The organism is Algoriphagus litoralis, from assembly GCF_003259255.1.
Classification (GTDB): Bacteria; Bacteroidota; Bacteroidia; order Cytophagales; family Cyclobacteriaceae; genus Algoriphagus; species Algoriphagus litoralis.
In genome coordinates, this window is record NZ_QGOL01000015.1 from 100,862 (window position 1) to 125,485 (window position 24,624).

Below are 24,624 nucleotides of genomic sequence, written 5' to 3' on the forward strand. Positions count from 1 at the left end.
ATCTGATTATCCGCATTTTCCTTCCCTCCCCAAAAACAAACGCTCAACGAGCTCCTGCCACCCGGAGGGCAGGAAGTTGAGGTAAAACGTAAAAATAATGGCTACTGGAAGAATTGCGGAAATCCATTAAATCAAAAATGATTATCCGCAATGACACCACTAGGCAAATTTAATTAGTAGATATGAAGGTCAATGTTTGGTAGCCTAAGATCCGAAGGATCGTAACAATTCATACCTGTCCGCCGAGGCGGAACCCCCGGTGGAGCCGGGGGTAAAGTCAATGTTAATAAAGGAGCCCTGAAAGGGTGACACGTTGAAGTTTCACCCTTTCAGGGCTCAACGAAAGGAAATTTTCAATGGCTGCCCTGCACTTCGTACAGGGTTCCACCATGGTGGACAGGCATGAATAGTTTGGCTCCTTCGGAGCTACTTATGAAGAGTATTTGAAATTTTGTAAAAAAATCTACTTCAAAAATTTTATTCTGCTTTCACTTTAGTACAGGTGCAATTGCGGAAATCCATTAAATCAAATATTCTTAAAGGTGCACCAGTTCCAATGCTCATTTTTTTTTAGAACTTCTCAAAGTCTCAGCCTCCAGCTTTCCTATTCGGTCAGCATCCTGTAAATTCCGCACTTATGACTAAGATCCTTTTTGGAGCTACGCTGCTGTGTGTGGTAATCATTCTGGCCGGAATCAACCGTGGTTTTGACATTTCCGATGAGGGGCTATACCTGCTTCTGGCAAATCCACTCCAGCAAAATCAAGCTGGGATTTTCAATTACGATTTGTTTTTCAAAGCTATTTTCAAGGTCACAGGCTACTCCTTTTCCCTTATCGAACTCCGAATCTTGAGGTTACTAGGCTACGGTATGGCTGCATGGGCGCTGATGGGATTTTGGAAAAATATTTCCAATCAGGCCAAAGCAAAAACTGAAATCTTTTGGCTTTCCTGTCTAGGACTTTTCACAGGCTATGGTTTTTTACCACCTACGACTTCCTACAATTCACTTACCGTGGTGCTGACCTGTTTTTGGCTGTTTTTGATGACCAAAGAGGAAAAATCATTTCGAAGGATACTAGGTCTTGGGGTTCTTTTGGCGATTTGGATATATGTCAAAATATCCCTGGTCTTCGTATTTTTTCCTTTGACGCTGTTGATTTTGATTTTCTGGCAAAAAGTCAAACCTATTTATGTTTTGGGTTTGCTTCTGCCGATGATCTTTTCCGAACTCTTCTTTCTGACTTTCCTTGACGAAAATGCATGGCTCAGACTTCAGGACGGGATTCCACTGAATACCCAACGAAATGGATATCAATATTTTCTCATGCTAAAAAACATCGCGGTAGGAGGGTTTTGGAGCTTTAGTATGGGCTTGCTATTTATGGGTATTGGCTATTTTAGAAAATCAGAAAGCAGTCTATATCCTGCCTTGAAATTGATTACTGCCTATTTTTCACTTCTTATCGCATTCCTTACACACATTACTGACGAATGCAATCATTTATTCCTGCTGGCAGCTGCTGCTTTTTTAGGGTATCAACTTGGTGTCGGCGCTTTCAAACCCAGCAAAACAAACCTCTGGATTTTATTGCTACTGATTCTTCCCTTTTTACTTCACTTCGGTTCCAACGTGTACTGGTTGAGAATCGGGATCCATTACCTGGTTTTTTGGATCCTTGCCGCACGATGGATTCTGAAAGATCTCAAATGGGAATTGAATCTGGCAAGTCTACTGATCTGCTTGTTGTTGGTCTTCAATGGGATTTGGTGGCATCCATTTGGACATGAAAAGCCGCTTTGGTCTCAGAAAGTGCCTTGGCACATGGAGGACGGAACCCAGCTGTTTCTCGATCCGGATTTGGTTGATATTGTTTCGGAAATCAAAGAATTCAAAATCCAATATTCCAAAGCTGAAGTCCTTGCAGCCTATCGCATTCCTGGCTTATCTTTTCTGGCAGGTAGCACACTTCCTATTTCTCCGGCTATTTGGGACAAAAGTCAGGTAAATGCCCAGTTTTCAGGGAAACCCAAAATGATGATCTACAATAAATTCGAGGATTTGCCCGAAAGCTGGTCCTTCCGCTACCAAAAAGAGCTTGGAGTCTTTCGAAGTGATACCTTGCTGCTGCTATGGGATTGAGAAAGGAAAACCGGTTTTTTTTGTTTTGGAGTACGCTGGGTGCCCTAGCACTTTTAGTCATCTGGAATCTTCCCTGGCGCTTCCAAGTAAATGACGATGAGGTCATGATGTGGCTAGTCTCTGGTGCCTATACTGGCCAACCCGAACCCTATGCTGTATTTATCCACCCGATTCTGAGTTGGGCTTTTGCGCAGGCCTATTTAGTAGCGCCAAAGATCAACTGGTATGGAGGCTTATTTTTTTGTGTTATAGGTCTTTCTTGTTTTCTTTTATTTGGAAAAATTGCTGTTTGGAAAGAGAGTTTTTGGGTCAAAACTTTCGTTTCATTTTTGATCCTTTCGACAGCCCTTCATTTTGCAATTTTTCCACAGTTTACTTATGTAGCTGGGTTTGCAGCATTTGCTTCACTATCGGTTTGGTTTGGAGCCTCGCCCCAAAAACATTGGCCCCCCCGTTACCTTTCTATAGGATTATTCATACTTGCTGTCTTGATTAGGTGGGAGTCTGTAGCATTAATTGGAATTGGTTTTGGAACATTTGGATTGATTTTAAAAGGATTCTCATTCCTTAGAATAGAGTTTAAAAATCTTCTATTGATCTCTATTATCTTTTTGTCGCTTTCAGGATTTAAGTATATCTGGGAGAAACAATCTGATTATTCTAACTTTTTGAAGTTCAATAAAGTCAGGTCAGGAGTGATTGACCATCCGGTATTTAGACAGGAAATTGTGGATGGAGAAATCCAACCGAATTCCGAGTTTTATTTTTTTTCGCGATGGTATTTTGAAGGAGACTTTCCTTCAGAAAAAGATTTGATTGAGAAGAAAAGATCTCTTGATTCTCAATTATTCACCAAGAAACAAGTCTTCAAAGCCCTTGAACGACTTTGGCAAGTTCAACGAGTCGAAGCCTTTAAGTCCGTTTTGATTTTGATCTTTATTCTAATCTTCTGGTTTAGTGCTATCAAATCTGCCCGCTTGAGGATTTTTTTCCTGATTTGGATAGCGTTCTTTTTGCTATTTAACCATTTCTTTCTCCTCCAAGGCAGGGTAGTAATTCTGTTTTTCCTTTGTCTTTTGTTTCCGGTATTTTATTCCTCCTTTTCCTCCTTGCCTACTGTTTTGTCCAAAATCCTAATTGTGATTTTACCACTTCTTTTGAGTTTTCATTTTGTGAATTTTCTCAAAGAAGCCAAGGGACGGAAGATCATGGATTTGGAATTTTCCGAACTAAAATCAAAAGTTGATCCCGACGTTCCAATTATCATGGAAGGTTTTCAAGAACATAATTCGGAAATACACTATACCCGGATAAATAAAGTGCCTTTTTTGACAACTGGCTGGATTTCAAGAAGTCCATTTCAGAAAAAAGCATTAAATAGATTTGGCTTCGATAGTTTCGGTGAAATAAAGGAGTATGTTCTACTCTCACCGAGTACCAATTTGGAAATTGTTTTCCCTGACTATATGAACTCCACTTTTGGAGAATTTATCCAAATCGATTCCCTTCAGACCGACAATTTCATATTTCTCCGTTTTTCGAAAAAGTAGGCTTCTTATCCTTCGACATTCAACATTCAACATTCCCCATTCAACATTGAACCCTTAACCCTTAACCCTCAACAATTCAACATTCCCCATTGCTAATTCATCATTCAACATTCGACATTCGACATTCGACATTCAATATTCCCCATTCAACATTGAACCCTTAACCTCAACAATTCCTCATTCCCCATCCCTAATTCATCATTCATCATTCCCCATTCAACATTGAACCCTTAACCTCAACAATTCCTCATTCCCCATCCCTAATTCATCATTCATCATTCAGCATTCAATATTTAACCCATAACCCTCAACAATTCAACATTCCCAATTTATCATTCAACATTCCTCATTCAACCTTCAACATTTAACCCTCAACAATTCCTCATTCCCCATTCAACATTTAACCCTTAACCCTTCGCTCCTCGACCTTTTTAATGTCTATGTCTATCCATAGGATTTTTAATCCGACAAATTCTCAATACCTCCTCGGCATTCACCTCTTCGTCCTCAACATACTTCTGCGCCGAGGTTGTAAAACCTTGGTCATTTTTACCCGGGGCTTAAGCCCTGTCTACCAATATTTGACCCTCCCGAAATCGCTTTGCTCATCGGGACTTTCGCTTCCTGGTCCAGTTTCGTTCCTCATTCCCCATCCCTAATTCATCATTCTGCATTCAACATTCATCATTCAACATTCCTCATTCAGCATTCAATATTTAACCCTTAACCCTCACAATATTTAACCCTTAACCCTCAACAATTCCTCATTCCCCATTCCTAATTCATCATTCGATATTCCTCATTGCTCATTTCTCACTTTACACTTAACTCACTTTAAACTTTACACTCATCACTTTACACTCTCCACTTTACACTCTTCCCTTTAAACTTTACACTCTCCACTTTAAACTCATCACTCCCTTTAAACTTCACACTCCTTCCATTCCTCATTCCAAATGGAACACTCAGCTTTTTCCCTAAACCCAACATTAAAATAGGTCAATTTCCCGACTACCTAATAAAATATTCCTTTGATTATCAATAGGTAAACTAAAGTCTAAAAAATTAATTTGGACGATTATGATTTAATTTTTTAATTCAAATTAAAATTTTATCTCAAAACGCCATGCTCAAAAAATTCCCCACTTTCTTCTTATTTGTCTTTTTATCTTTTTCACTCTTTTCATGCGGAGAGGACGAAAGCAATCCTTCATCAGACGACCTTACCGGTTCTTGGGCCTTACAATCTATGGTTTATGAGGGGACAATAACTTCCGTTTTTAATGGAGAGGAGTTGGCAGAATCCCCGATGTCAGGTGAAGCTTCAAATATCTCTATGGTTTTCAATTTCGATAATGGGAAATTGATCTCTACAGGTCAAATGAATGTTTCGGTAGAATACGACGATTTTGCAGGAGTTGATTTTGTTTATCCAATTACTGGAGCCGAGTACTCAGGTACATACACGAGAAGCGGGAATTCATTGGATATAAAAGTGCTAACCAGCACCATTAAAGCTGAAATTGTTACGCTCACAGAAACCGAATTGGTGTTAAATATCGAAAGGGAGTATAAATTAAGTGGCGAAGGGCTGGTAAATACCTCCAATGAAACGGGAGTCATGAGATTCACCAAGAATTAAAAAGCAAAAAAAAACTTGCCCCATTAACCATTTAGTATCTTCTGAAAATAAAATTAAGCTTGCCTTTCAATGCCCTGCCTAAGTATTCTGGAAGGGCTTTGGGAGCTTCCTCAACAATAGGAATCCTCCTAAGGGCTTCCAATAACAAAATATAACCCATTAAATGTCACATTGAAGAGTGAATTTTTCATACCAAGTTTTTTTGTATCTGTTAAACATCAAATTGTAATCACTTGAAAATCAATTTTTCCAAAATTTTTGCAGGTATCTTACCAGCGTTGTTGATGTTTCTTCTCATTTTTTCCTGTAAAAAAACAGGGGAGGAGGAGCCGTATATCATTCCTTTAGTTGAAATCAAAGGAGCGACAAAGCTTAATGATCGAGAAGTGAAACTTATTTCAACAATAAAGGAAATGGGCTCGCTAGAGATTCTTGAACACGGGTTTTTGTTTTCAGAAAATAACACACCCTCTTATGCTACAGATTTGGCTTGGAAATCTACTGAGGAGCCAGATTTCGAGTTTGAGATAGTCCTTGAAAAAGCTCTGCCTAAGGGTGAAACCTACTATATCCAGTCTTATCTTAAGACAGAAAAAGCGATCACTTATTCCCAAGTTTTTGAGTTCATTACACCCGGTCCCACTACCCTGACCATTGATGAGATCTTTTTTCCTGACATTCTCTATTACGATGATACGGTTAGAGTCACTGCAAGAAATCTTCCCGCAAAACTTGGTGACCTTTTTGTCCAGTTTCAAAAAGCTAATGTGGAAGTAATTGATATGACAGATAAGGAGTTTCGATTCAAAATACCCAGATCAGCACCTCTTCATCAGGGATATGAACAAAATGGATCTCCACTGGAATTCAGGGTAGGCACGGATATCGTCAACCGTATAGAAATGGTAGAATTCCGTAAACCAGTGTTCCCGGAAAAAACTGAGGTATCGATGGCCTATCCTTGGAAGCTTGATGGAAATTACCTCTATGGGCTTGACCTGAAATTAATTCAGGGCGATAATACTACGCAGACCGGGAGCCTGGATATCAACGACCTTAAAGACGATGTAATAACTGTTCTCCCTAGAACCCGTTTTGAAACTTCTACTCCAGAATTTCTTTTCCTAATCCGAGGTGTTTTTTATCCCATCTCTCACATCAAAATCAAAACTTCTGATTTTGAACCCAATCAGCAGATCGATTACAGCAGTATATACGATCCGATCAGAATCAAGACCAAAGATTTCAATGCCTTTGTTCCTCAATCCAATCGAATCGTGACTGAGGTCCCCAATCAAGCGTTCGTTCAAGTATCAGATGTACAGGATGGTGTGGCACATGTGTCACTGAATATCAATGGGCCTGTTCCGAATAGAAAAATGATTCTTTTTGCTGAAAATCATGGAGAACGAGGAAAAATACCGGTTCAGATAAATATTAAGACCCCTTCCATTCCGGTTGGCTTCCTTGAACCTGGAGAAGTTGAAACTATACTTTACGACGTAATCGGATTTCAGAAACAGGACGAAGTCCATTATTTATCAGAATATGGTGTAGTTGTCTACGATACTAAGACAGGAAACCTTAGCCTAGGTGGTGCCAATACGATTGAATCATTCAGCATCAGTAATTTTTTGGTCGAAAAGGATGGTAAGTATTACTTTTCTGAAGTGCCTCGCTATTCAGGTTCCTTGAATACTTCTCGGATGTTTGAATATGATCCACAAAAAAAAGAAGCAAAGTTTATCAACTATCTCCCCCAAGACGGATCAATTATCGGTTCGTTTGAATCGGATGGATATCTTTTTTATGAAGTCATGTTTCCTTTTGGTGATCAAAACATTCTGAATCTCTGGAAATGGGAGGGAAAACTTGGTACCGAGTGGGAAATGGTGAGAACAGACACCATAGGTGAAGTACCCATTTATACGTCTGGGAAGAATTTTAAAAGGGGAAACATCAACTATCGCCTTATTGCTGATTCTGATGCCAGCGGAACAATCAGAGAAAATGTCGAACGCTACAATACCGAAACTACCAGATGGGTGTTTATGAAATCTTTTCCACAGGATCTTAGCTATGGATTTAAAGCAATTTCAGCTCCTGAAGGAATTTATTTTTCCGATGGGAATGAATTTTACCTTCTCAATCCGGCCAATTGGAATCTTTCTTTTTTGGGAAAAACTGAAACTGTTTCTCCCAAAGCGAAATCTATGGTTTACTCAAATGGGGCGCTCTATTATGTATCTTCTTTGGGAGGACAATCCTTAAACTTTAAACTCGATATTAACCTCCTTAAACCTTAAAAATAAATTGATTAACACTCTTATGATCTGACCCTTTTTAAACTTCCAATGACACGGAAAAGGTAACTATTGAGTTATTCAATAGGATTTAGAATTGGACAACCCATTCCCGACTTTGCTATTCTACTCGTTCTCCTGAATAGATTTCCATTCGATTTCCTTTTCCATTGCGCCGAAAGGACCATATTTTTCCAAACAAGCTTCCCGCTCAAGCGCTGGTTTTCATCTACTTTCTTATTCACGGGCTCACACCCAGAGTTATGAATAATTTGACCCTCCCGAAATCGCTTTGCTCATCGGGACTTTCGCTACAGGGTCATTCCTAATTCATCATTCACCATTCATTATTCGATATTCCTAATTCATCATTCGACATTCAACATTCCTCATTCAACCCTTAACGCTTAACCCACAACAATTCAACATTCCCCATTCCTAATTCATCATTCGATATTCCCCATTCCCCATTCCACATTCGACATTCGACATTCAACATTCCTCATTCAACCCTTAACGCTTAACCCTCAACAATTCAACATTCCCCATTCCTAATTCCTCATTCACCATTCATCATTCGATATTCCTCATTCCTCATTTCACACTTTACACTTAACTCCCTTTAAACTTTACACTCTCCACTTTACACTCTTCCCTTTAAACTTTACACTCTCCACTTTACACTCTCCCCTTTAAACTTTAAACTCTTCACTTTAAACTCTTCACTTTACACTCTCCACTTTACACTCTTCCCTTTAAACTTTAAACTCATCACTTTAAACTTTACACTCTCCACTTTACACTCTCCCCTTTAAACTTTAAACTCATCACTTTACACTCTCCACTTTACACTCTTCCCTTTAAACTTTAAACTCATCACTTTACACTTTACACTCATCACTTTAAACTCATCACTTTACACCCTCCACTTTACACTCTTCCCTTTAAACTTTAAACTCTTCCCTTTAAACTTTACACTCTTCCCTTTAAACTCATCACTTTACACTTCACACTCTTCACTTTAAACTTTAAACTCTTCCCTTTAAACTTTAAACTCTTCACTTTACACTCTCCACTTTACACTCTTCCCTTTAAACTTTAAACTCATCACTTTAAACTTTACACTCTCCACTTTACACTCTCCCCTTTAAACTTTAAACTCATCACTTTACACTCTCCACTTTACACTCTTCCCTTTAAACTTTAAACTCATCACTTTACACTTTACACTCATCACTTTAAACTCATCACTTTACACCCTCCACTTTACACTCTTCCCTTTAAACTTTAAACTCTTCCCTTTAAACTTTACACTCTTCCCTTTAAACTCATCACTTTACACTTCACACTCTTCACTTTAAACTTTAAACTCTTCCCTTTAAACTTTAAACTCTTCACTTTACACTCTCCACTTTACACTCTTCCCTTTAAACTTTAAACTCATCACTTTAAACTTTACACTCTCCACTTTACACTCTCCCCTTTAAACTTTAAACTCATCACTTTACACTCTCCACTTTACACTCTTCCCTTTAAACTTTAAACTCATCACTTTACACTTTACACTCATCACTTTAAACTCATCACTCCCTTTAAACCTCACACTCCTTCCCTTCAACCTTTAACCTTCACCTTTGAAAATTCCGCAAATCCCATAAATTTGTTTTATAGAGTAATTTTTTTACTCAGTCGCTAATTCCCGCACGGGACTGACCTGGCGAAGCTGTAGAAAAAACGTTCAAAGTTCAGAGCTCAACGTTCCCAAACTTCAACACTTTAACCCTTAACGTTCAACGTTCAACGTTTAACGTGCAACACTTTAACCCTTAACGTTTAACGTTCAACATTTAACTCCTAAACGAATTCCTTGCTCGACTCACTAGTCACTTCCAAAACCCGAATCAAACTTCTCCTGAAGTTCTTTTCCCATACCAATTCAGGTTATCTCAGATCTTTGGCAAAAGATTTTGATGAATCCACCAACTCTGTCCGGGTCGAACTCAACAGACTCACCGAAGCAGGACTGTTAGTGTCTGAGGATGAAGGCAAAACCAAGGTTTACAGAGCCAATGATTCTCATCCTTTTTTCTCGGAAATTTCAGCAATGGTTAGTAAATTCCTAGGACTTGATGAACTCATGGAAAAAATCGTCAAACGAATGGGAGAGGTGGAAAGCGCCTATATCGTCGGTGACTATGCCCAAGGCATTGACTCCGGAACTGTAAAAATGATCCTGATTGGAAAAAATCTCGATATCCAATACCTCGACTTTATCAAAAACAAAACCTTTGAAAAGGTAAACCGAAAAGTGGAAATCAGTATTCTTGAATCCGACCCCGGATCAATATCAGGCATCCTAGTCTATGGAAAATAATCAGGTACAATACATCAAACCCAACTATAAGATCCTTGGGCGATTTGTATCTGAATGCCTTAAATTCATCCGGACTGGCCAAGATATCAGTCTGGCGATCAAAGATTTTAAGGCCTATTTTCACTATAACAGGGAACTTGTTCCTCCCTATTTATCATCCAAACCATGGATCGCTCACCGTGCTTATCTTGATTTAGAATCAAAGATTCGACCCGATATGCAGGTCTTGGAATTTGGCTCTGGCGGAAGTACCCTGTACCTAGCCGATAAGGTCGCCTCCATCTACAGTATTGAGCATGATGAAAAATGGTTCACTGAGATCCATGCCAAACTGAAAGCCTATCCCAAAGTGACCCACATCCTGGTCAAACCCGAAAAAAAACAGGGAAAACCTGAATATGCCAGTATAAATGGACTTTTTTCTCAAGGTCTAGATTTCGAAAAGTACGCCCATGCCGCTGATCATCTACCCAATGATTCTATTGATCTCCTGATTATTGATGGAAGAGTCAGGCCTCAGTGTCTTATCAATACCGTTGGCAAACTTAAAAAAGGTGGAATACTTATTTTCGATAATGCAGAAAGAGAATCCTATCAAAATATCTTGCAGCAAGTGCTCAGCGGCTGGAAAGTAAACCGGTATGCCGGAGTATCAGTGTATGACGCATTCTTTAGCACCACAGATATCTATGTTAAACCAGATCACTAAACCACCAAGGCCCAACCTCAGTTACAAGCATTCCTGCTCTCAGCTAGTTGAAGCAACGAAGTATTAACGCTTACCAATTCCACCTTTAACCTTTAACTCTTAACAATTCAACCTTTAACCTTTCACGCTCAACCTTCAACACTTAACCTTTAACCATTAACTCTTAACAATTCAACCTTTAACGCTCAACCTTTAACACTCATTCCTTATTCCTAAATTCCCAAACCACCACACCAAGAACTCTACGAATTTGGATAAACCCACACCTAACCCCAACCTAACCGTTTCAGCGATCCTTCCTATTTACAATGCTGAAATGACGCTGACAAGAGCTGTTGAATCCTTGCTTCTCCAACCTGAAATCACTCAAATCATCTTGGTGGAGGATGGAAGCAGGGACAAGAGCTTGGAGATTTGTAAAAAACTGGAATCACAACATGCCCAAATAACCCTTCTCCAACATCCAAATGGTCAAAATAAAGGCGCCCCAGCCAGTAGAAACCTCGGTTTGGAGCATGTCCGAAATCCCTGGATTCAATTTATGGATGCAGACGACCAGCTTCTGCCTGGCAAAATTGAAGACCAACTCAATTCCATTACTGGAGAGGAGAGCTTCGTCGTAGGGGAATTCATCAGGCGAAGCAAACAGGACCATGTCTTCATTCCATTCAGGGACATCTGGGCTGGATTGATCGCTACCCGACTGGGCAACACCGTGTCCAACCTCTGGAGTACGCAATGGGTACGTGCCGCCGGTGCCTGGAATGTTACACTGCCAAACGTGCAGGAATATCACCTCATGTTTGAATTATTGAAGCTTAATCCCAAAGTTAGCTTTTCTTCAAAAAGACTGACTTTGGTTTTTCCTCAGCCTAATTCCATCACAAACTCAGAAAACAACCAAAGGAATAAGCGGGAAACCTATTTTTCATTCCGCGAGTCGGTTCGCAAATACCTCATATCAAAAGGACTGTATTCCTTCAAGCGAAGACATTATTACAATGTATGCACCGGAGAAATGCTACGCTATCATCAACCAACCTTTCTGGTGCCGTTCAGCAGCACCTACTATTTTTTCTATTCTAAATTCAAAAGTTTCAACCGCCGCTAATTTTGAAAGCATTTTTTAAATCTGGGATTCCACAAAGGCTTAAAGATCACGCCTATTACCTAAAAGAAAAATCGGCGGGTTTTCCTAAAACCAAAGCCTTTTTTCAGAAAATGAACGGCTATCCATTAGATATCCTAAATCCCCAAACACATAATCAGCGGATCGTTCACAAGATGCTTACGGAGAAAAATCCGCTACTCACGATCACCTCTGACAAAGTAAAAGTCCAGGATTACATTCGGGAAAGATTGGGAGCCAATGTCGCCAAAGACCTGCTTATCCCCATCTACCATATCAGCAAAACAGGTATGGATATTCCTGTTCCCCCCAGAGGCCAAGAGTTTTTTATGAAAGCCAACCATGCCTCAGGATTCAACAAGCTGATCAATGCAGATTCCAATCCAACCGAAATCCAGAAACTGGCAAAATACTGGCTATCCCAGAGTTTTGGACAGGTTTCCCATGCTTGGGCTTATAGGGATATCCCCAGGAGAATCCTCTGCGAAAAGGTCCTCCGCGATGAAAACGGTTCAATTCCCATGGATATCAAGTTTTATTGTTTTCATGGCAAAGTGAAAATGATCCTTTTCCTGAAAGATCGATTTAATGACGCCTCAAGAATTTTTACAGACGAAAACCTCCGCGAAATCCCCGGTGCACAGATGTTTGGCGATAAGAAGTTGACCCCCATTCCGGTTCATCAAAACCTGGAGGAAATGAAAAAACTCAGCGAAAAACTAGCGCAAGACTTCAATTATTGCCGGGTGGACCTCTATTCCATCCAAGGAAAAATTTACTTTGGGGAAATCACACACTACACCGGTGCAGGAATCGAACGGTTTGATGACTACGCCACCGATCTGGCATTGGGCCAACTCTGGCTTCCTGAAAACAAAGACAAATCCATCTTTCAAATTCTGGAAGCCAAACAATCTTTGGAACCGACCGATGCAATTGAATTTTCCTAAACCCTTAGAGCCAAATTGCCTCATCTGAAAATCTGCCTAACCAAATTTTAAAGCCCCAATCTTGTAAATCCCATTTCACTGAGTAATTTTATTACTCGGTCGCTAGCTCAAAATGGGAGTGAAAGGGCGAAGCTCTAAGAAAATGAGAAGTTTAAAGTGATAAAGTTTAAAATTAGGGATGAGCAAAACTGTTAAATTAGATTTAGGTAAATCAAATAAACAGGGCTATGAATCCAAACATCCAAGACCGGACTTTTCATTTTGCTGAAAAAATTCTTGATGCGTATTTTTTACTTAGAGAAGGAAATCATTTCCGCTTAGCGGACCAGTTGGTAGGTGCAGGAACCTCCATTGGAGCAAATGTAGAAGAAGCCCAAGCAGCCCATTCTAAAGCAGATTTTATCAGTAAAATGGTGATTGCAAACAAAGAAGCCCGTGAATCCCGTTATTGGTTAAGGCTTTTAGATAGAAAAAAATTATTGGAAGATTATTCAGATATGAACTTTTTAAAAAGTGAGATCGAAGAGATTATCCTGGTTATCAATGCCATTATTAAAAAATCCCGACAAAATCTCAACTCACTTTAACCTAAAACTCTTTAAACTTTACCCTCAACCACTTTAAACTTTAAACTAAAACTCTTTAAACTTTACCCTCAACCACTTTAAACTTTAAACTAAAACTCTTTAAACTTTACCCTAAAACCCTTAACCCTGAACTCCCCTCACTACAAAGTAATCGAACCCTCATCCGGCTGGAAGATGGTGGACTTCAAGGAACTCTGGAGATACAAAGACCTCCTGTACTTCCTCACCCTGCGCGGCATCAAGGCCCGCTATGCACAGTCCATTCTGGGAGTTTCCTGGGCGATTATCCAACCCCTGTTCACCACCTTGGTCTTCACGCTGGTCTTCGGCGGACTGGCCAAAGTGGATTCCGACGGCATGCCTTACCTGCTGTTTTCCTACCTCGCACTCTGGCCTTGGAACTACTTCTCCGGCACCCTTACCGAGTCGGCCAACTCGTTGATTCAGAATGCCAACATGATTACCAAGGTCTATTTCCCCAGAATGGTCCTGCCCCTTTCCGCCATCCTGTCCAAACTCCTGGACTTTATCATCGCCTTTGTGGTAGTCATCGTATTACTCATCTACTTCGGACAGGTACCCGGCTGGGGAATTCTATTTCTGCCTATTTTGATCCTTATCTTGCTGATGACCTCATTGGGTATCGGCATGTTTCTCTCTGCTTTGGCGGTCAAATACCGGGACGTGAAGCACGCCCTGACCTTTCTGGTGCAACTGCTGCTCTACGCCGCGCCGGTGGTCTACAGTACCAATGCAGTCCCGGAGCAGTACCAAAAATTCTATATACTCAATCCCATGGTAGGCGTGATCGAAGGCTTCCGCGCGGCTTTCCTCAACCGCCCCATGCCCTGGGAATGGATCTGGCCCGGCAGCATCCTTGCAGTCGTGTTCTTTGTCTTCGGCATGATGTACTTCCGCCGAATGGAACGAACTTTTGCCGACGTGGCATAAACGTTCAACATTCAACGTTCAACACTTCAACCTTTAACGTTCTACGTTCAACGTTCAACGTTCAACGCTTCAACACTTAACGTTCAACGCTTTAACGTTCAACGCTTCAACCCTTCAACGTTCAACCCTTTAACGTTCAACGTTCAAACCTAATGCAAAACTCATCCAGTTGGACTCCAAGTAAATTTGTCTACCATAACGGTAAGCTTGGACCTTCTATGGATAAAAATGCAGTTTCTGTCGCTTCCCGACTTCCGGTCTATCTGGTGGCAAGCTTCTATGAGAAGCATATTCCTACCTATGCCAAAGGAAGCCTCTTGGACTTGGGTTGCGGAAAAGTACCCCTGTATCAGGTCTACAAAGACCATGTGAACGAAGTCACCTGTGTGGACTGGGAAAATACCCTGCACAAAAACGAATATCTCGACCATGTCGCTGACCTCAATCAGCCCATTCCACTGGAAGATAATACCTTCGATACCATCATCCTTTCGGATGTACTGGAGCATATCCGGGAACCCGAAAAACTCTGGCAGGAAATGAATCGGGTGCTTCGTACAGGGGGTAATGCACTGATCAATGTGCCCTTCTACTACTGGCTGCACGAGAAACCCTTCGACTACTACCGATACACCCAGTTTGCCCTGCAAAACTTCGCTGAGAAAAATAACTTCGAAATCCTACACCTTCAGCCCTATGGAGGTGCGGTCGAGATCCTGGTAGATATTCTCTCCAAAGCCATTCTTCCAAATATCAAAGGCGGAAACCGACTCGTATCCCGACTCCAAAAATCCGCCTGGTGGTTTGCTAATACAGCCAAAGGAAAAAAACTTCGGCAATCCACCTCCCAAAACTTCCCCTTCGGTTACGAAATGGTGGTAAGGAAGATGGAAGGAAATTCAACTAGTAACGCTTAGCGTTCAACGTTCAACGTTAATCAACGATACATCCCAGCTAAAGGCAGAAACGTTCCAACCCTGAACCCAAAACGTAGAACGTTCAACGTTCAATGTTCAATGTTCATCGTTAATCAACTTCACATCCCTGCCCAAGGCAGCAACGTTTCAACCCTGAACCCAAAACGTAGAACGTTCAACGTTCAAAGTTCAACGTTAATCAACGATACATCCCAGCCGAAGGCAGAAACGTTCCAACCCAAAACCTTCAACCCTTAACAATTAACTCTCAACACGTAACATTCACACCTCCAAACACCAATTGACCACTCAAAAGCCAACCTCAATCTCAATCATCGTTCCTTGTTACAACGAATCTTTGGATGTATTGAATCAAACAGTCTCTGTGATATATGAAACTTTAGACAAAAAAGGAATGGCCTTTGAAATTATTGTGGTAAACGATGGTTCAAGAAATTCCTTTGAGGAAAAGGAGATTCATATACCGGTCAAGTTAATTCACCATAGTGTAAATAAAGGGTATGGATCGACCTTAAAAACAGGAATTAAAAACGCCAAATACGATTGGATTGGAATTACGGATGCAGATGGGACCTATCCTAATCATTTATTCGGAGAACTGATAGATAAGGCCGATGGCATGGATATGGTAATCGGTGCTAGGAAATGGGCCGACATTTCCTGGACTAGAAAAATACCCAAAAAGATCCTTACTTCCTTTGCTTCCTTTCTTAGTGGTCAGAATATCCCGGATTTGAATTCTGGGATGCGGATTTTCAAAAAGGAACTTGCAATTCAATTCTGGAACCTTCTTCCAAAAGGATTTTCCTTTACTTCGACCATTACCCTGGGAGCATTGACCAATGATCATGAGGTGACTTTTTATGAAATCAACTACTTCAAGCGAATAGGGAAGTCATCAATTAGCCCAATCAACGATACGATTGTGTTCTTTACCTTGGTTACCCGACTAGCCTTGTACTTCAACCCCAAAAAGGTGTTTGTACCCATGAGTATGGTATTTATGCTCTTGGCCATTCTTCGGGGGATTCGGGATTATCAGCTGGTCGGCAGCTTGGGAGGCTTATGTTTGATTCTGTTTTTCTTCTCCTTTCAGTTTTTCTTTTTTGGGCTGATCGCAGAGATCATCAACAAAACAAGAAGATTCATTGTCGGTAACAAAAACATTTGAGGCAGACCTGATGGTAAAAGAAACCCTCTCAGGTATTTCCAAAATGGCCCTTTGGGGCGTGCCAGGGTATCTTTTGGCCTTTGGGCTTAACTACACCTTTAATGACCTGCTGCACTGGAATGTGTATTTATCCTATTTTCTGGTGAGTGTGATGGTCACTACGCTAAACTTCTTTATTATCGATCAAATCGTATTTAAAGGAGATAAAGGGAAAAGTCAAAAAGCTAGAATTCTGGGATATCTTTCTGTGGTATATACTTCCAAAATAGGAGAGTGGGCTTTCTACTCTCTCTTGATCTGGCGTACATCCATCCACTATTTGTTGGTGCAATTGATAACAAGTTTAGTTTTTATTTTTTATAAGTATTTCTTTTTGAAAAAGGTACATGGATAGCAAAACGGCCCATAGTCTTACTGAACACGAAAAGAAAGACAAAGCGCTTTTTGATGCCATTTCTCCAAAGTATTTGGAAAAAGACTTGGCACCTCAATGCTCAATTGCGAGAAAGCATCGTCTACTAAGCAGTTTGAAAAATGTGTCTTTTGACCATACTTCAAGAGTTTTGGAAGTAGGATGTGGGGCCGGCTTTTCAGTCAAATACTTGGATAAGCCTTATTCAGCCTACGTCGGAGTAGACTATTCCCAAGGTTTGATTGACTATGCCAATCAATACAATTCTAAGCCCAAGGCACAATTTATCTGTGCCAATATCAAGGAGTACCAACCGGAGGAGAAGTTTGATGTCATCTTTATGATTGGAGTACTTCATCATTTTGACGATATGAAAGGCATTTTATCCCATATTGTCACTTTGTTAAAACCTGGAGGAGTGGTGGTTGCCAATGAACCTCAATCAAGCAATCCATTGATTCAAGGCTTAAGGACCCTCCGTACTAAACTAGATAAAAGCTATTCAGATGATCAGGTTCAACTGCTTCCAGAGAATCTAAAAGAATTGTATGAGGCTGTAGGACTTAAAGAAGTCCAAGTATTGGGTCAGGGTTATTTTTCTACGCCTTTTGCGGAGGTGGTTTTGAGGCCCAAATGGATAATTAAAGTGCTATCCATGGGTTCTATTGGTTTGGATAATTATATTCAAAGAGTTGATTGGACCTCTTTAAGAAAGATTGCCTGGAATGTGGTTGGAGTTGGTTTTAAATCAAAAATCTGATGCATAAAAGAAATAAGACCTCGATTTATTTCTTTTTTATCAATGCCATCCTTTTATGTGGATTGATTTTTCTTGCCGACAAGAATATGAAAATCAATTCCAAGCCTTTAGTAAGTGATTCCAATCAAAGCACATTTCTAGCGTATCATTTGGTGACCCAAGGGTTTCATTCAATGGATGGAGAAACACCTTCTAATTTTCGTGAACCGGTTATCAGCTTTCTTAATGCCTTAAATATTGCAAGACTTCAGCCTGAAAGGAATCAAATTGCAAAGGAGCAATTGATTAGCGATCCTGAGTTGATTTTAGAAATGACCAAGCTCAATTTGGTTTATCTTATTTTGATTTATGGGTTATCCTATGTTCTAGCCAGAAAGCTTCAGCTACCAAGGTTTCTTGCCTCATTAGCTGCATTTATTCCTGTTTTTTTCTTTGCTGTTTTTACCAGTTACATCACCAGTGTAAATAGTGATTTACCAGCAGCTATTTTTCTTCTTCTTTTTACGGTTTTTATTCTGAATTATTTGGAATATCGAAAAAAGAAAGATTTGATAATCAGTGGATTGATTTTAGCTTTTTTGACTTTGACCAAAGCTGTATTTCTTTACCTTTTCGTCATATTTATTCCTGCGGTTTTGATTTTTGAATTCTTTTTTTCGGAAGAGAGAAATTTGCGGAACTGGCTTTCCCTAGGGCTATTTCTCATTTCTTTTGCCATACCAGTTGGTTCTTGGATGCTTAGAAATTACATCCAACTAGGCACCACAAGTATCTCAGATCGTGGGGGAGAAGTGCTATTGATCCGCGCTATAAAAAACCAAATGAGCAATGAGGAATATTGGGGTGGCTATTACGCATACGCACCTGAAGTTTTGCAAACAGGATTCTTTGAAAGATTCTTGGGGAATAGGAAGGAAGACTTATTAGACGGGGGACGTCTACAACGCTTAAATCGGGGATTGAAAGGTGATAGTCTGGCAATGGCCGAAGTAAGATTTGACGAGGTAAAAAGCTATTTACGGCTAGCACAATTAGAGCATAGAGGTTTGACTAACTTTTATGGGAATAGCTTAGATATAGATAACCCCGATAAAGGATCTAAATCCAAGGCGTTAAACTTAATCTTTACACATCCTTTGAATCACCTTAAAGCAAGTTTTCTCTTTAGTTGGAGAGGTATTTGGTTCTATAAAGGAAGACATCTAATACCTGTTTTAATAACATTTGCGATGTATTTGTCGCTTTTCATACTGTTTGTAAGAAGCATATGTAAAAAGGATTTGACTCTGTATGTTATTACGATCCTGCCCATTCTTTATTTTTTGTTTCATGCATTTTTAACTCATTTTATACCACGATATTCTGGATTGTTGATTCCTTGTCTTTCAGTTTATCTATTAACATTGATATTCCAATACTCCAAAACAGCTAAATTATTTAAACCTTTTGATAAATGATAATAGCTGGAGCCGGTGGACATGCTTTCGAACTGCTCGATATCCTGATCTCAGAAGGAAAAACCAAAAACATGGTCTTCTTCTATGAGATCAACCTAAGAGAGCGCTTTTAGGATCGCTTTCCGATTATCCATTCTCCCGAAGAGGTAAAAGCCCATTTTCAAAAGGATCCCTTCTTTAGCCTAGGCAAAGGGAACCCCCAACTTTGTCATCAGTTTTACCTGCGATTCGCCGGATTAGGAGGGAGGCTGATTTCCGCGCAGGGCAAAGGAGTGGATTTTAGCAATTTCTTCTCAGGTGCAGAGGAAGCATATATCTTTTATTTCTGCTTTATCGGAGCAAATACCCAAATCGGAAAGGGCTGCTTAATCAATACCGGAGCCCAAATCCATCATGAAGTGAAAATCGGAGACTTTACCGAAGTAAATCCAGCAGCTTTGCTACTTGGGAAAGTCGAGGTCGGTAAGTTCTGCTTCATCGGAGCCAATGCAACTATCCTTCCCAAGGTAAAAATAGGAAATAAAGTAACCGAAGGAGCAGGAGACGTAGTGACACAGGATATACCGGATGGGGTAAAGGTGGTAGGGGTGCTAGGAAGAATAATAAAATAGTTTATGAGCTTAAGGAAAAAACTTCTGAAATCATTTATAAAGATGACCTCCCCTTTCGCTGCAAAATTTGGATTTTACCAAAGAAAACATATTGAATTCAATAAATCGATTTTGGTAAATCGTGCTTTCAACTATTTGAAAAGTAAGGGCTTTTCACCTGCCTATATACTTGATGTAGGAGCAAATCATGGAACGTGGACTCGGGATACTCTGAAAGTATTTCCCAATTCAACATACATATTGGTAGAGCCCCAAGCGCATCTTGAAAAGTCAATCCAAGACTTGAGGTTGAATTCCAAGATTAATTTCTACCCCATAGGCTTAGGTAATCAAAATGGTGTTTTTGAATTTGCCATAAACCAAAGTGACGATAGCAGTTCATTCAGGCCAAGTGATTCCAAGATTAAAGGCTATGAGTTCGGGGAAAGGGTAAAAGTTCAAATGAAAACCTTGGATGCTTTTTTAAAGGATGAAAATCTACCGATCCCGGAATTGGTTAAGATTGATGCCGAAGGTCTGGATTTGGAAGTCTTAAAAGGATCCTCCTCCATTTTTGGGATAACTGAATGTATTCTTGTAGAGGCTGCTGTTCACCAAAAAGCTTTTCCAAATTCCCTTTTAAGGATCATGAATATTATGGATGAAAAAGGCTATGAAATTTTTGATTTCACGGACTTAAATCGCCCCTTTTCCAATGGACTTCTTTGGTTGGTGGAAGTAATGTTTGTAAAAAAAGGATCCAGATTTGTCTAATAAATCGATGGTCTCAGTTTGCATGATTACTTACAACCATGAGAAATATATTGCTGAGGCAATCGAAGGGGTATTAATGCAGGAAGTTGATTTCGAAGTCGAATTGATAATTGCCGATGATGCTTCTACCGACCATACAGGGGAAATAATTCAATCCTATATAGATTCTCATCCTCGAGGTTTTTGGATAAAATATACCCGTCATGTCGTAAACAAAGGAATGATGGGGAATTTTGTTTGGGCCTTAGAGCAATGTAAAGGTGAATACATTGCTCTATGTGAAGGTGATGATTATTGGGACGACAGAAATAAAATTAAGATTCAAGTGGCATTTCTTAGTGAGAACAAGCATTATTCTGGTTGTTTTCACAATGTGCAAATACTAGATGGATGTGATTTAAAGGATGATTTTATTACGAAAAATAAGGTAAAAAAGGATGTATCATCTTTTTGGGATGTTTTATTATTTGGAAATTTCATTCATACTTGTTCTTTTGTATATAGAAAATCTTCAATTATAAACATTCCAGAATACTTTTCAGATTTAAAGGTAGGGGATTTTTTTTTGTTTTTAGAATGCGCTAAAGGTGGACCAATTAAGATGCTTGATTTTATGGGAGGTGTTTATCGATATGGTGTTGGAAGTTTTTCGAGTGAATCGATTCAAAAAATTCGTACAAAGTTTAAAAAATCTCTTTTAGTTGTATCTAGAAATCAAAGAAAAGGAATAAGCCGAATAATTTTATTTTTGAGAGTTCATCAAGATAACTTATATAATAGTAGGAGAGGAAATCTTAAGGATGAGCCTAATGTAACATTTTTTGATTTACTTTCTGCTTTAAGTTTTATTCAAATATCGAAGGCTATAATTAAAGCGATCTTAAGAATAGAGACTTCTAAATTATGATGATTGATGTGTCAATTATTCTTTTAACTTACAACCAAGAATTATTTATAAATGAATGTATTAATAGTATTCTTTCGCAAAAGTTTAATAGGAGTTTTGAAATTATAATTTGTGATGACTGTTCTTTTGATAATACTTTTTCAATTATTGAAAAACTTACGCTTAATATAGATAATATTTTATTAATAAGGAATGAGCAGAATCTTGGATTGGCAAAAAATTATCAAAATGCGATTGAGTTGGCAAATGGAAGGTACATTGTTTATTTAGAGGGTGATGATTATTGGACAGATTCTTTAAAAATCCAGAAACAATTTGATGCATTAGAAGTAAACCCAAATTTTTCTTTAGCTTTCCATGATTTTGTATATGTAGACCAAAACTCTAATTTAATTTCAGATTCAAATCTCAGAAAAAAAGAATTACGTGTAAACAGAACTGTGCCTGAAATGATTTCAGGATGTTTGATTCATCAAAACACAATCATGTTTCGAAATAAATTTAAAAAAATACCAATTTGGTTCTTCTTTGCAAAAAATCATGATACATGGATTTTAGCCTACCTTTCAAATTGGGGACCTTCACTTTATGTGGATTTAGCCCCTTTACATTATCGGATTTTAAAGAATTCTCTTTGGTCTAGTTTACCTCATTTTAATAAACAGTTAAATGGCTTGATTACAATCTTTTCAATCTTCCCAATAATTCAAATTAAATATTACTCTATACTATTTAAAAAACTCGTTTCTAAAGTCATACAAATTATAAAATTACTATTTAAATGAGTGTGATTAAAGTAAGCGATCTCTCAAAGAGGTATCGGCTTGGCCTAAAAGAAAAGCAGGCAGAAACCCTGGTTGGCCAAATCGGTAATGTAATTAAATCACCATGGCAAAACCTAAAACGACTTAGAGAGCTAAGCCGATTTGGGATAGAAGATGAATCTGTTTTTTGGGCCTTGAAAGATGTTTCTTTTGAGGTTAAGGAGGGAGAAGTGCTCGGAATTATCGGAAAAAATGGCGCTGGAAAATCTACTTTACTAAAAATTCTTTCCCAAATCACTGAACCGACCTCAGGAAAGATTGAAATTCATGGTCGTGTTGCTTCACTTTTAGAGGTCGGAACTGGTTTTCATCCTGAACTTTCAGGTCGTGAAAACATTTATATGAATGGGACTATCTTGGGAATGACTCGAAAGGAAATTGACTTAAAGCTAGATGAAATTATTGATTTTTCTGGAGTAGAGAAGTTTATTGATACACCCGTTAAGTTTTATTCTTCCGGGATGAAAGTTCGGCTGGGATTTTCAGTAGCCGCTCATTTAGACCCGGAGATCCTAATTATTGATGAGGTTTTGGCAGTAGGGGATTTTGAATTTCAGAATAAGTGCCTTGGGAAAATGGAGGATGTGAGTAGAAATGATGGGAGAACAGTGATTTTTGTAAGTCATGATTTGGATGCAGTCCTAAAATTGTGCCCAAAGGCATTAAGACTGGAAAAAGGAAGTTCTTTAGGCATATTTAATTCTACTATTGCAATTGAGAACTATATCAGTTTAAATGAAGTTTTAATTAATAGAATTTGGTACCCTAATCAGGAGGATTCTATCTTTGAGTATCTAAAAATGGGTAATCCTGAGGATTTAGGTTTTTTTAATCATAATGAAACCTCCATCTTAATAAAATTAAAAAAGAGATTAGAACGAAATAGACTCGGTATTGCGATTAAAAATTCTATGGCACAAAAGCTATTTACTTCAGTTTCAGACTATGGGATTCCATCTATCGAAATAGTTTTTAAAATTCCAGCTGGTTTGTTAGTCGAGGGTACTTACACTTTAGATTTAGCAATCTTCGATAAGGAGAACGTTAAAGAATACCATTCCGAGATAATCAATTTTCAACTAATTGATATTGTTAATGATTTGACATTGAAGGGCAAGAGCTCTGGTTTTTTTCAAGTTAGTTGTGAATGGGTTTACTAAGTAAAATTTTTTCAGTATTGAACTTTTCTATTAAAGGTTTAAGGTATCATTCCAAGTCTTTTATTCATAAAACTGCAGTATTAGATAATTCTTTCGGGGGGGAAATATCTATTGGAAAGAATACCGAAATTTTAAATGGTGTACTTATTCTGACTTATGGTGGAAATATTAATATCGGAGATAATTGTTCTATCAATCCTTATTCAGTTTTGTATGGTCATGGAGGATTAGCAATTGGAAATAATGTTTTGATTGCTGCCCACTGCGTGATTATACCTGCTAACCATAATTTCTCGGAGATTGAAGAGCCGATAAATAAGCAGGGATTAACCTGTAAAGGAATAATTATAGAAGATGATGTTTGGTTAGGGACTGGATGTAAAATTCTTGATGGCGTAACCATCGGGAAAGGATCTATTATTGGTGCAGGATCAATAGTGACAAAATCAATTCCTGGTAATTCTGTATTTGTTGGAAATCCTGCAAAATTCCTAAAACACAGATAAATGAATTTTAAAAAAATTAATAAAGTTATAAGATATTTCAAGGATAAAGAGAAATTTCTTTTTGAAAGGAAATTGCGTCAGATAAAGAATTTAAATTCATTTCTTGAAATTAATGGTTCATACTCTGTTGAAATTAATGGCATTAGATTTCCAATTCATTGTAGAAATCAAAGCTCAAGTGATGTAATGGTTATTAAGCAAATATTTGATTATGTTGAATATGGCATTTTATCATCATTAATTAAGCTGAATAATATAGACGGTTCAATTATTGACTTAGGTGCAAATATTGGACTTACATCTATATATTTTTCTAATCTTTTTCCTGAGAAAAATATTTTCTCTGTTGAACCAGATTCAGGGAACTTTAATTTTCTCATGAAAAATTCAGAGAATTATTCTAATATTATACCAATTAATAAAGCAATATCAGAATTTCCTAACACTAAATTTGAAATTCAAACTTCATTTCGAGATGGTTTGGATTGGTCGAGAACCGTATATAAGTCAAATATTGGGTCAATTCAAGGAATTACAATTGATCAATTAATCGAATTTTATGATATTAAGAAAATATGTTTTATTAAAATTGATGTTGAAGGATATGAAAAGTATATTTTTGAGAGTAAAAATTTGAATTTTTTGAATCTAACAAAATTAATTTCAGTCGAAGTTCATGAGGAAATTGTTTCAAAAGATTTTATCAAAAAAATTTTAATAGATTATGGATTTATCATTTTTGAGACAGGAGAACTTATTGTAGGAATTAAAAAAAGCTTATATTGAT

The 24,624-nt window shown here is 38.5% G+C and carries 22 protein-coding genes; all 22 read left to right on the forward strand.

The window, feature by feature from the left end:
• Window positions 1-637: 637 nt before the first annotated feature.
• The gene (locus DK188_RS17665) at window positions 638-2,143 is read left to right on the forward strand and encodes a hypothetical protein (RefSeq protein ID WP_111672171.1); all 1,506 of its coding nucleotides are present in this window, start codon (window positions 638-640) and stop codon (window positions 2,141-2,143) included.
• Window positions 2,144-2,163: 20 nt separating this feature from the next.
• Window positions 2,164-3,693 carry a hypothetical protein gene (locus tag DK188_RS17670; protein ID WP_157963272.1) on the forward strand — a complete coding sequence of 510 codons (1,530 nt, stop codon included), beginning with the start codon at window positions 2,164-2,166 and terminating at the stop codon, window positions 3,691-3,693.
• Window positions 3,694-4,819: 1,126 nt separating this feature from the next.
• Window positions 4,820-5,335, forward strand: a complete 516-nt coding sequence (locus tag DK188_RS17675; protein WP_111672173.1) for a lipocalin family protein — start codon at window positions 4,820-4,822, stop codon at window positions 5,333-5,335.
• Window positions 5,336-5,568: 233 nt separating this feature from the next.
• Complete coding sequence (locus DK188_RS17680) at window positions 5,569-7,641, forward strand: hypothetical protein (protein WP_111672174.1); 2,073 nt, start codon at window positions 5,569-5,571, stop codon at window positions 7,639-7,641.
• A 1,864-nt stretch (window positions 7,642-9,505) separates the two neighbouring features.
• Window positions 9,506-10,012, forward strand: coding sequence for a winged helix-turn-helix domain-containing protein (locus DK188_RS17685; protein ID WP_111672175.1), 507 nt, complete (start codon window positions 9,506-9,508; stop codon window positions 10,010-10,012).
• Window positions 10,002-10,721, forward strand: coding sequence for an O-methyltransferase (locus DK188_RS17690; RefSeq protein ID WP_111672176.1), 720 nt, complete (start codon window positions 10,002-10,004; stop codon window positions 10,719-10,721). Before DK188_RS17685 ends, DK188_RS17690 begins: the two co-directional genes overlap by 11 nt.
• A 250-nt stretch (window positions 10,722-10,971) precedes the next feature.
• Window positions 10,972-11,832: a glycosyltransferase family 2 protein gene (locus DK188_RS17695; RefSeq protein WP_111672177.1), complete on the forward strand. Its 861-nt coding sequence runs from the start codon at window positions 10,972-10,974 to the stop codon at window positions 11,830-11,832.
• 2 nt (window positions 11,833-11,834) lie between these two features.
• Complete coding sequence (locus DK188_RS17700) at window positions 11,835-12,800, forward strand: ATP-grasp fold amidoligase family protein (RefSeq protein WP_111672178.1); 966 nt, start codon at window positions 11,835-11,837, stop codon at window positions 12,798-12,800.
• A 227-nt stretch (window positions 12,801-13,027) separates the two neighbouring features.
• Entirely contained in the window at window positions 13,028-13,387 is a 360-nt protein-coding gene (locus DK188_RS17705) for a four helix bundle protein (protein ID WP_111672179.1), read from the forward strand.
• A gap of 174 nt (window positions 13,388-13,561) precedes the next feature.
• The gene (locus DK188_RS17710; RefSeq protein WP_111672180.1) at window positions 13,562-14,338 is read left to right on the forward strand and encodes an ABC transporter permease; all 777 of its coding nucleotides are present in this window, start codon (window positions 13,562-13,564) and stop codon (window positions 14,336-14,338) included.
• 152 nt (window positions 14,339-14,490) lie between these two features.
• Entirely contained in the window at window positions 14,491-15,255 is a 765-nt protein-coding gene (locus tag DK188_RS17715; protein ID WP_111672181.1) for a class I SAM-dependent methyltransferase, read from the forward strand.
• 301 nt (window positions 15,256-15,556) lie between these two features.
• Window positions 15,557-16,447: a glycosyltransferase family 2 protein gene (locus DK188_RS17720; RefSeq protein WP_262512140.1), complete on the forward strand. Its 891-nt coding sequence runs from the start codon at window positions 15,557-15,559 to the stop codon at window positions 16,445-16,447.
• Between the two features lie 10 nt (window positions 16,448-16,457).
• On the forward strand, window positions 16,458-16,841 hold the full coding sequence (locus DK188_RS17725) for a GtrA family protein (RefSeq protein ID WP_111672183.1): 384 nt from the start codon (window positions 16,458-16,460) through the stop codon (window positions 16,839-16,841).
• Window positions 16,834-17,619: a class I SAM-dependent methyltransferase gene (locus DK188_RS17730; protein ID WP_111672184.1), complete on the forward strand. Its 786-nt coding sequence runs from the start codon at window positions 16,834-16,836 to the stop codon at window positions 17,617-17,619. The genes DK188_RS17725 and DK188_RS17730 overlap by 8 nt, the downstream gene beginning before the upstream one ends.
• Window positions 17,619-19,076 (forward strand): glycosyltransferase family 39 protein, encoded by a 1,458-nt coding sequence (locus tag DK188_RS17735; protein ID WP_111672185.1) that lies wholly within the window; start codon window positions 17,619-17,621, stop codon window positions 19,074-19,076. Before DK188_RS17730 ends, DK188_RS17735 begins: the two co-directional genes overlap by 1 nt.
• A 272-nt stretch (window positions 19,077-19,348) precedes the next feature.
• Window positions 19,349-19,687 (forward strand): DapH/DapD/GlmU-related protein, encoded by a 339-nt coding sequence (locus DK188_RS17740; RefSeq protein ID WP_111672186.1) that lies wholly within the window; start codon window positions 19,349-19,351, stop codon window positions 19,685-19,687.
• A 42-nt stretch (window positions 19,688-19,729) separates the two neighbouring features.
• Entirely contained in the window at window positions 19,730-20,440 is a 711-nt protein-coding gene (locus DK188_RS17745; protein ID WP_157963274.1) for an FkbM family methyltransferase, read from the forward strand.
• Window positions 20,441-20,462: 22 nt separating this feature from the next.
• The gene (locus tag DK188_RS17750; RefSeq protein WP_157963275.1) at window positions 20,463-21,347 is read left to right on the forward strand and encodes a glycosyltransferase; all 885 of its coding nucleotides are present in this window, start codon (window positions 20,463-20,465) and stop codon (window positions 21,345-21,347) included.
• Entirely contained in the window at window positions 21,344-22,132 is a 789-nt protein-coding gene (locus DK188_RS17755) for a glycosyltransferase (protein WP_111672189.1), read from the forward strand. The genes DK188_RS17750 and DK188_RS17755 overlap by 4 nt, the downstream gene beginning before the upstream one ends.
• The gene (locus DK188_RS21735; protein ID WP_232825764.1) at window positions 22,129-23,331 is read left to right on the forward strand and encodes an ABC transporter ATP-binding protein; all 1,203 of its coding nucleotides are present in this window, start codon (window positions 22,129-22,131) and stop codon (window positions 23,329-23,331) included. Before DK188_RS17755 ends, DK188_RS21735 begins: the two co-directional genes overlap by 4 nt.
• Window positions 23,319-23,837: an acyltransferase gene (locus DK188_RS17765; protein WP_111672190.1), complete on the forward strand. Its 519-nt coding sequence runs from the start codon at window positions 23,319-23,321 to the stop codon at window positions 23,835-23,837. Before DK188_RS21735 ends, DK188_RS17765 begins: the two co-directional genes overlap by 13 nt.
• Complete coding sequence (locus tag DK188_RS17770) at window positions 23,838-24,623, forward strand: FkbM family methyltransferase (protein ID WP_111672191.1); 786 nt, start codon at window positions 23,838-23,840, stop codon at window positions 24,621-24,623.
• Window position 24,624: the final 1 nt, after the last annotated feature.

Bases quoted from the DNA above. Each gene is read 5' to 3' on its own strand.
- DK188_RS17665 (WP_111672171.1), top strand. From the start codon at position 638: ATGACTAAGATCCTTTTTGGAGCTACGCTGCTGTGTGTGGTAATCATT.
- DK188_RS17675 (WP_111672173.1), top strand. From the start codon at position 4,820: ATGCTCAAAAAATTCCCCACTTTCTTCTTATTTGTCTTTTTATCTTTT.
- DK188_RS17690 (WP_111672176.1), top strand. From the start codon at position 10,002: ATGGAAAATAATCAGGTACAATACATCAAACCCAACTATAAGATCCTT.
- DK188_RS17705 (WP_111672179.1), top strand. From the start codon at position 13,028: ATGAATCCAAACATCCAAGACCGGACTTTTCATTTTGCTGAAAAAATT.
- DK188_RS17710 (WP_111672180.1), top strand. From the start codon at position 13,562: ATGGTGGACTTCAAGGAACTCTGGAGATACAAAGACCTCCTGTACTTC.
- DK188_RS17715 (WP_111672181.1), top strand. From the start codon at position 14,491: ATGCAAAACTCATCCAGTTGGACTCCAAGTAAATTTGTCTACCATAAC.
- DK188_RS17725 (WP_111672183.1), top strand. From the start codon at position 16,458: ATGGTAAAAGAAACCCTCTCAGGTATTTCCAAAATGGCCCTTTGGGGC.
- DK188_RS17730 (WP_111672184.1), top strand. From the start codon at position 16,834: ATGGATAGCAAAACGGCCCATAGTCTTACTGAACACGAAAAGAAAGAC.
- DK188_RS17735 (WP_111672185.1), top strand. From the start codon at position 17,619: ATGCATAAAAGAAATAAGACCTCGATTTATTTCTTTTTTATCAATGCC.
- DK188_RS17745 (WP_157963274.1), top strand. From the start codon at position 19,730: ATGACCTCCCCTTTCGCTGCAAAATTTGGATTTTACCAAAGAAAACAT.
- DK188_RS17750 (WP_157963275.1), top strand. From the start codon at position 20,463: ATGATTACTTACAACCATGAGAAATATATTGCTGAGGCAATCGAAGGG.
- DK188_RS17755 (WP_111672189.1), top strand. From the start codon at position 21,344: ATGATGATTGATGTGTCAATTATTCTTTTAACTTACAACCAAGAATTA.
- DK188_RS21735 (WP_232825764.1), top strand. From the start codon at position 22,129: ATGAGTGTGATTAAAGTAAGCGATCTCTCAAAGAGGTATCGGCTTGGC.
- DK188_RS17765 (WP_111672190.1), top strand. From the start codon at position 23,319: ATGGGTTTACTAAGTAAAATTTTTTCAGTATTGAACTTTTCTATTAAA.
- DK188_RS17770 (WP_111672191.1), top strand. From the start codon at position 23,838: ATGAATTTTAAAAAAATTAATAAAGTTATAAGATATTTCAAGGATAAA.